Genomic DNA, 5,626 nt, shown 5'->3' with positions numbered 1-5,626 from the left:
CTGTCCCAACCAGCAGGTGAAGGTGGTCGGGCATGAAGCAGTAAGCGAAGACCTGGAAGCCGGTCAGCCCCGAGACCTCCTTCAGGGTGGCGAGGCAGTAGCGGGCGACCTGATTGTTGGTAAAGGCACTGATCCGGCCCTGGGTGACGAAGGTCAGGGCGTAGGCGCCCGCCTCCCTGTAGCTCTCGAGCGGGAGGCGGTTGACCTTGCGGATAGGCCAGCGTGCCGGATGGGGCGTCGCGGCGGGAGGCCTGAAGGCCTCCCCTACAGGGGTTGGTGGCCTGCCAGGGGACGCGGGTGGACGATGGGGCGCGGCGGCGGGCGCCCGGAGGCGGGTGCGATTCGCCATGGCCTAGCCTTCGATTAGGTCGCCCTCGACGGGGTCGACGCGGACGCCCCGGGAGCGCACCCACTCGAGGCCGCGCTCGATCTCCGGGAGGTCGCCGTCGAGCTCGAGGATGACCCAGCCGCGGTCGGCGGTGACGTCTGCGCGGCGGATGTTGGTGACGATCTGGAACTGCTTGCCGAGCTGGTAGATCACCGGCTCTTTGATCAGCTCCTGGGCGAAGGTGAACTTGACTCGCTGGCGGGCCATCAGGGGACCTCCGGGGAATAGAGCAGTGCGCAGCGTGCAGGGCGCTGAGCGAACGAGGGCGTCGCGGTGGACCTGCACTGCGTACTCCGACCTCTGTAGAAAGCGCTCATTCAGCCACCTCTGCCGGCTTACGGGCGGCGAGGGCCTCTTCGAACGACGATATGGTGGGCTTGATGTGGGTGGCCTCCGGGAGGGCCGGCGCGACTGCCTCCTGCGTCTTCAGGCCGCCGCCGGTGATGAAGGCGACGACGACCTCGTCCGGCTCGACGCGGCCAGCTTTGACGAGCCGGCGGAGGCCGGCGATGGTGACGCCGCCGGCGGTCTCGGCGAATATGCCTTCGCTCTCGGCCAGCAGGCGGATGCCCTCCACTACCTCCTCGTCCGTGACGGCTGCGGCGGCCCCGCCGGTCTCGGCCATGGTACGGAGAGCATAGTAGCCGTCTGCGGGGTTGCCAATCGCCAGGGACTTGGCGATGGTGTTCGGCCGCACGGGACGGATGTTCTCGGTGCCGTTCTCCCAGGCGGTGGCGATCGGCGAACAGCCGAGCGCCTGGCAGCCGGACATTTTGGTCTGGACGCTGTCGATGAGCCACAACTTCGCGAGCTCGTCGAGGCCTTTGCGGATCTTGACGTAGAGGGAGCCTGACGCCATGGGCACGATGCAGTGGTCGGGGGCGCGCCAGCCCAGCTGCTCGGCGACCTCGTAGCCAAGGGTCTTCGAGCCTTCTGCATAGTAGGGCCGGACGTTGATGTTGACGAAGGCCCATTTGTACTTGTCGCCGATCTCGGCACAGAGGCGGTTGACGTCGTCGTAGGACCCGTCGACGGCGACGAGGTTGGCGCCGTAGACCTTCGAGCCGAGGAGCTTGCCTTCCTCGAGGTCGGAGGGCACGAAGACGTAGGCCGCCATGCCGGCGCGGGCGGCGTGGGCGCTGACGGAGTTGGCGAGATTGCCCGTGGAGGCGCAGGCCAGGGTGTCGTAGCCGAACTCGCGCGCCTTGGTGGCGGCGACGGTGACGACGCGGTCCTTGAAGCTCCAGGTGGGGTTGGCGCAGTCGTTCTTGAGGTAGAGGTGCTTGAGGCCTAGGGCCTCGCCCAGGTTCTGGGCGCGGATCAGGGGCGTGAAGCCGGCCTGGAGGTCGACGGGCTCACCCTCACAGGGGAGGAGGTCGCGGTAGCGCCAGACGGAGAGGGGTCCGCGCTCGATGCTCTCGCGGGTGACCTTTTTGCGCATGGCGTCGTAGTCGTAGGCGACCTCGAGGGGGCCGAAGCAGAACTCGCAGACGTGCTGGGGTGCGATGGGGTAGTCGCGGCCGCACTCGCGGCACTTGAGGGCTTTGGCGAAGCTCATGCGATACTCCTGGCGTCGTCACACCGGACACGAGGTCCGGTTTCGTCTCGTATTTTCATGTTTTCCGGCAAGGGCGAGTGCCGGAAATGAAGAGGCCCGCCGAGGCGGGCCCACGAGGTGGTCTTGGCTCGGCGTGAGGTCAGATAAGTCCTTCCCACCCTTCTGAAGAAGGGCCGAAGGACCGGGGCATCGCCATGCTGCGCGGGCCGCTGTGCGACATGTTGGGGGAATGGTAGCAGGCGGGTCGGGGAGGGACAAGGCTGCTGCGGCTCCGGGCGGGCAGGCGTACGGTGGCACGAGGAACCCGGGGCAGCACCCGGGGCGCGCTAATTGCGGTACGTCTTCATGATGTCAGTCATGATCGCAACGGCGCGCTGATTATGGCTGGCGAATACCAGAGCATAGATTGGAGCGCGGCGTGTATTTCGCATAATGACCGGCGGACTCACGTGACTGAACGAGGTTCGCAGGTCCGTAGCATACCTTTCCGCAAGTGCCGCCGATGCCAGGCTTGAGCGAGACTTCAAGGATCCACCGAACAAGTCCGGCTGAGTCATGTACAGGCTGTCCACCCAGGAGTCATCCACCATAACTCGGCGGATAGTGCTTCTAAACTCCTCCGAGGGTGGCTCTTGCCGTCGGAGGTTTCTGGTTAGGCCCATCAACGAGAAGTTGATGAAGACATCGACTCTACGGCTTTCACCAAGGAGCGCCACGGTCGCCCATTCGACCTGCAGACCGTAGGGGTCTAGAAAGGCAAAGGCGCGCTGACGCCTTGAAAGTTGAGAGACGAGCGCCCTAAGAGAGGCGTTGGCTTCACCCTCGACTACCTGCGCGCGGTGGCCGTCCTCTCGAGACGCAAGCATATCCCTGAGCCGGCGGGTTCGCGCCCGATTCTTCTCGATGAACCAACGGCGGTCAAACGGGGGATCACAATTGAGGGCGACTATGGGAGAGCCTTCCAGATAGCGAGCCGTCGCGCGGTCGCGAAATTCCAGAGTGGCGGCACCGACAAATGCATCCATGTACTGGAAGTTGTCCAGCCAAGGAGGCCGGCCGTCCGCGCGCGGCCGCTTTTGGGCCGCCATGATCACCGCGTAAGCATGGAGGTACTTTGCAAGCATCTCCAGCTTGTCTGCGGACCACTGTCCTACCCTATCGAGCACCACTTCGAAGTAAGTCGACGGAGGGGAAGCCGTCCCAAATCCTGGACTCCAGAGTCCGACCAGCTCTTCGCTTGCCACGCCGTATGCCATCTGCACTGAACGCGCCCCACTGCTTGAAGAAGAAGGGGACGCCAGTTGCGGCGCATTGATCACGGATCGAGATCGCCCATTCGGGCCTCATGCGGCGGGCCCGATGCCCGCTCTCGCCGCCGACGATCACCCAGTCGATGTCGCGTAGGTCAAGCTCCAAGGGACCGAGAAGCGGTTCGCAAGAAAGGAATCTGACCGCGGCCGGAACTGTGCGCAGGTCGTCGATGCGACTTGTCCAACGCTGGTTCTCGACCGAGACGCCCATCCAAACGTTGCTGGGCCACTCCAGGTTGGGCGCCAGCTCTGCCAATCGCTTCGACCTCTTCGTCAACACCTGAAAGGTGTGCCAGTCTGCGCGCTTCATGACGTGGAAGACCTGCCTGATGTAGTCCTCAGGGACCTCTTCGTGGAAGAGGTCGCTCATGCTGTTGACGAAAATCACCTTTGGCTTTTTCCACTCGAGGGGCTGGTTCAGGCGTTCGGGCCGCAACTGCAGGTCGAAGCCATTCTCGTATGGGTGACCGGGGACGCCGCGAAAGCGTTCTGCAAACGTGAGGGCGTAGCAGTGGGCGCACCCGGGGGATACCCGCGTACAGCCGGTAACGGGATTCCAGGTTGCCTCGGTCCATTCGATCTTTGTGGTTTGGCTCATGAGTACATATGTGCTATATTGGCCCACTCATCACGAAATGTCCAGCGCGAATGATACGTTGAAGGCACGTGATGTGTCGCAGGCCACCCCGGACGCAGCGGTGCGGCGCCCCTACCCCGGGACACGGGCGCGGGACACGGGCGGTCCTGCGCCGATGCCCTGTGGTGTGTCGCAGCCCCACCCCGGGCGCAGCGGTGCTGCGCCCCTACGCCGGGAGGCAGGGCTCACAGGTGGCGCTGGAACCACTGGACCGCCAGTTCGGTGACCTCGCGGCACTTATCGCCGTAGACGGCGTAGTGGGTGATGCCGGGGATTACGACGTACTCGGCGTCGGTGCGGCCGGCGGCGCGCAGGCGCTCGTACAGGAGCTTGGAGTGCTGCGTGCGGTCCCAGAGCTCTTCGTGCTCGGCATCGATGAGGAGGACGGGGACCGTGATCCGCTCGGCGAGCTCGACGGGGGCGAAGTAGTACATCTTGGCGGAGTGAGGCGTGCCGCGCAGCCCGCGGGTGGCGTCGATGCTCTGGGGGATGGGCTCGGCTTCGCCGCGGGCCTGGGCGCTGGCGAGCGCGCGCATCTCCTCGCGGGCGCGGGGGAAGGAGTGCATGCGCGATGCGGCGAGGGCGCGCGAGTCCTGCACTGCGACCTGGCTGACGACACAGCGGACGCGGTCGTCGTGGGCGGCGAGCCAGACGACGAGCCCGCCGCCGTAGCTGGAGCCCCAGAGGCCGATGCGGGCAGGGTCGACGGACGGCTCGCCCTGGAGAAAGTCGATGGCATGGCGGATGTCCCAGGCCTCGTCGAAGGGGTCGACTACCTCGCGGATGACCCGGACGCGAGCGCTGGCCTCGGTCTTCTCCTTCGGCAGCGGCTCGAGGACAACGACGCGGCTCTCGCTCTCGCCCCAGCCACGGTAGTCGAAGGCGAGCACGACGAAGCCGGCTTCGGCGAGACGCTGCGGCAGGCCGATGCTGTGCAGGTGCTGCTTGGTGCCGCCCCAGCCGTGGCAGAGCACGATGCCGGGACGGCGTCCGTCCGCGGCGAGGCCCGGCGGTTCAAAGATGTCACCGCGGAGCAGGGTGCCTTCGCTCCAGAACTCGACGGGCCTCATGGGCGGCCTCCTATCAGGTGCAGAGTCCAGGGTGCGGAGTGCATGAGACTCGGAGCGCCGGCGCCGGGTCAGCGGGTCATCTGGAGGCGGTAGCCGGGGATGAAGCCTGTGACGCTGTCGAGGTCGATGATGATGGCGACGCCGGTGCAGTCCGGGTCGGCGGTCCGTTCGACTTCCGGCATCGACCCGTACACCTTGCGCCGGACGGCCTCGTCGGTGACGACGCGGGCGCGGCCGCGCATGGTGATGACGGCGGCGGAGCGGCCGCCGGCGGGGTTGGGCTCGCGGAAGATCAGGGCCACGTGGGGGTTCTTCGCGAGGGCGCGGGCCGTGTTGCCCTCGGAGCGACGCGCCCAGACGGCGATCTGCGTGTCGCTGTGCACGTGGGTGCTGCCCCGGAAGGAGAGCACGGGCCTGCCGTCCTCGTCGACGGACGCCATGACGATGGGGTGGTCGTTGGGCACGTAGGCTTCGTCAATCTTCCTGCGGATGGGGTCGATGAGCTTCAGTTCGGTGAGGAGTTCGAATTGGGGGACGGTCACGGGATGCTCCTGGGGTGGGGGCTGGGTGGCATTATAGGGCGCGCGCCGCGCCGGGCCGTGGCGGTGAGAGGCGTCCCCGGCCCGCCCAACCCCGGGCGCAGCGGTGCTGCACCCCTACGCC

At 66.3% G+C, this 5,626-nt stretch carries 7 protein-coding genes; all 7 read right to left on the bottom strand.

The features are described 5' to 3' along the window. A partial coding sequence (locus VNN10_13625) for a transposase (protein ID HXH23058.1) occupies positions 1–349 on the bottom strand: 349 nt, incomplete at its 3' end. Positions 350–352: 3 nt separating this feature from the next. Continuing rightward, positions 353–595, bottom strand: a complete 243-nt coding sequence (locus VNN10_13620) for an NIL domain-containing protein (protein ID HXH23057.1) — start codon at positions 593–595, stop codon at positions 353–355. A 106-nt stretch (positions 596–701) separates the two neighbouring features. Next, positions 702–1,946: a threonine synthase gene (locus VNN10_13615; protein ID HXH23056.1), complete on the bottom strand. Its 1,245-nt coding sequence runs from the start codon at positions 1,944–1,946 to the stop codon at positions 702–704. A 326-nt stretch (positions 1,947–2,272) separates the two neighbouring features. Continuing rightward, positions 2,273–3,115 carry a three-Cys-motif partner protein TcmP gene (locus VNN10_13610; protein HXH23055.1) on the bottom strand — a complete coding sequence of 281 codons (843 nt, stop codon included), beginning with the start codon at positions 3,113–3,115 and terminating at the stop codon, positions 2,273–2,275. Continuing rightward, a complete protein-coding gene (locus tag VNN10_13605; GenBank protein ID HXH23054.1) occupies positions 3,102–3,854 on the bottom strand; it encodes a phage Gp37/Gp68 family protein in 753 nt (250 codons plus the stop codon). Before VNN10_13605 ends, VNN10_13610 begins: the two co-directional genes overlap by 14 nt. Positions 3,855–4,078: 224 nt before the next feature. Then, complete coding sequence (locus VNN10_13600) at positions 4,079–4,963, bottom strand: alpha/beta fold hydrolase (GenBank protein ID HXH23053.1); 885 nt, start codon at positions 4,961–4,963, stop codon at positions 4,079–4,081. 68 nt (positions 4,964–5,031) lie between these two features. Beyond that, positions 5,032–5,505 carry a pyridoxamine 5'-phosphate oxidase family protein gene (locus VNN10_13595; GenBank protein ID HXH23052.1) on the bottom strand — a complete coding sequence of 158 codons (474 nt, stop codon included), beginning with the start codon at positions 5,503–5,505 and terminating at the stop codon, positions 5,032–5,034. Positions 5,506–5,626: the final 121 nt, after the last annotated feature.

This window comes from Dehalococcoidia bacterium, from assembly GCA_035574915.1.
GTDB lineage: Bacteria > Chloroflexota > Dehalococcoidia > DSTF01 > WHTK01 > DATLYJ01.
This window is presented reverse-complemented; position numbering and strand designations above follow the sequence as displayed.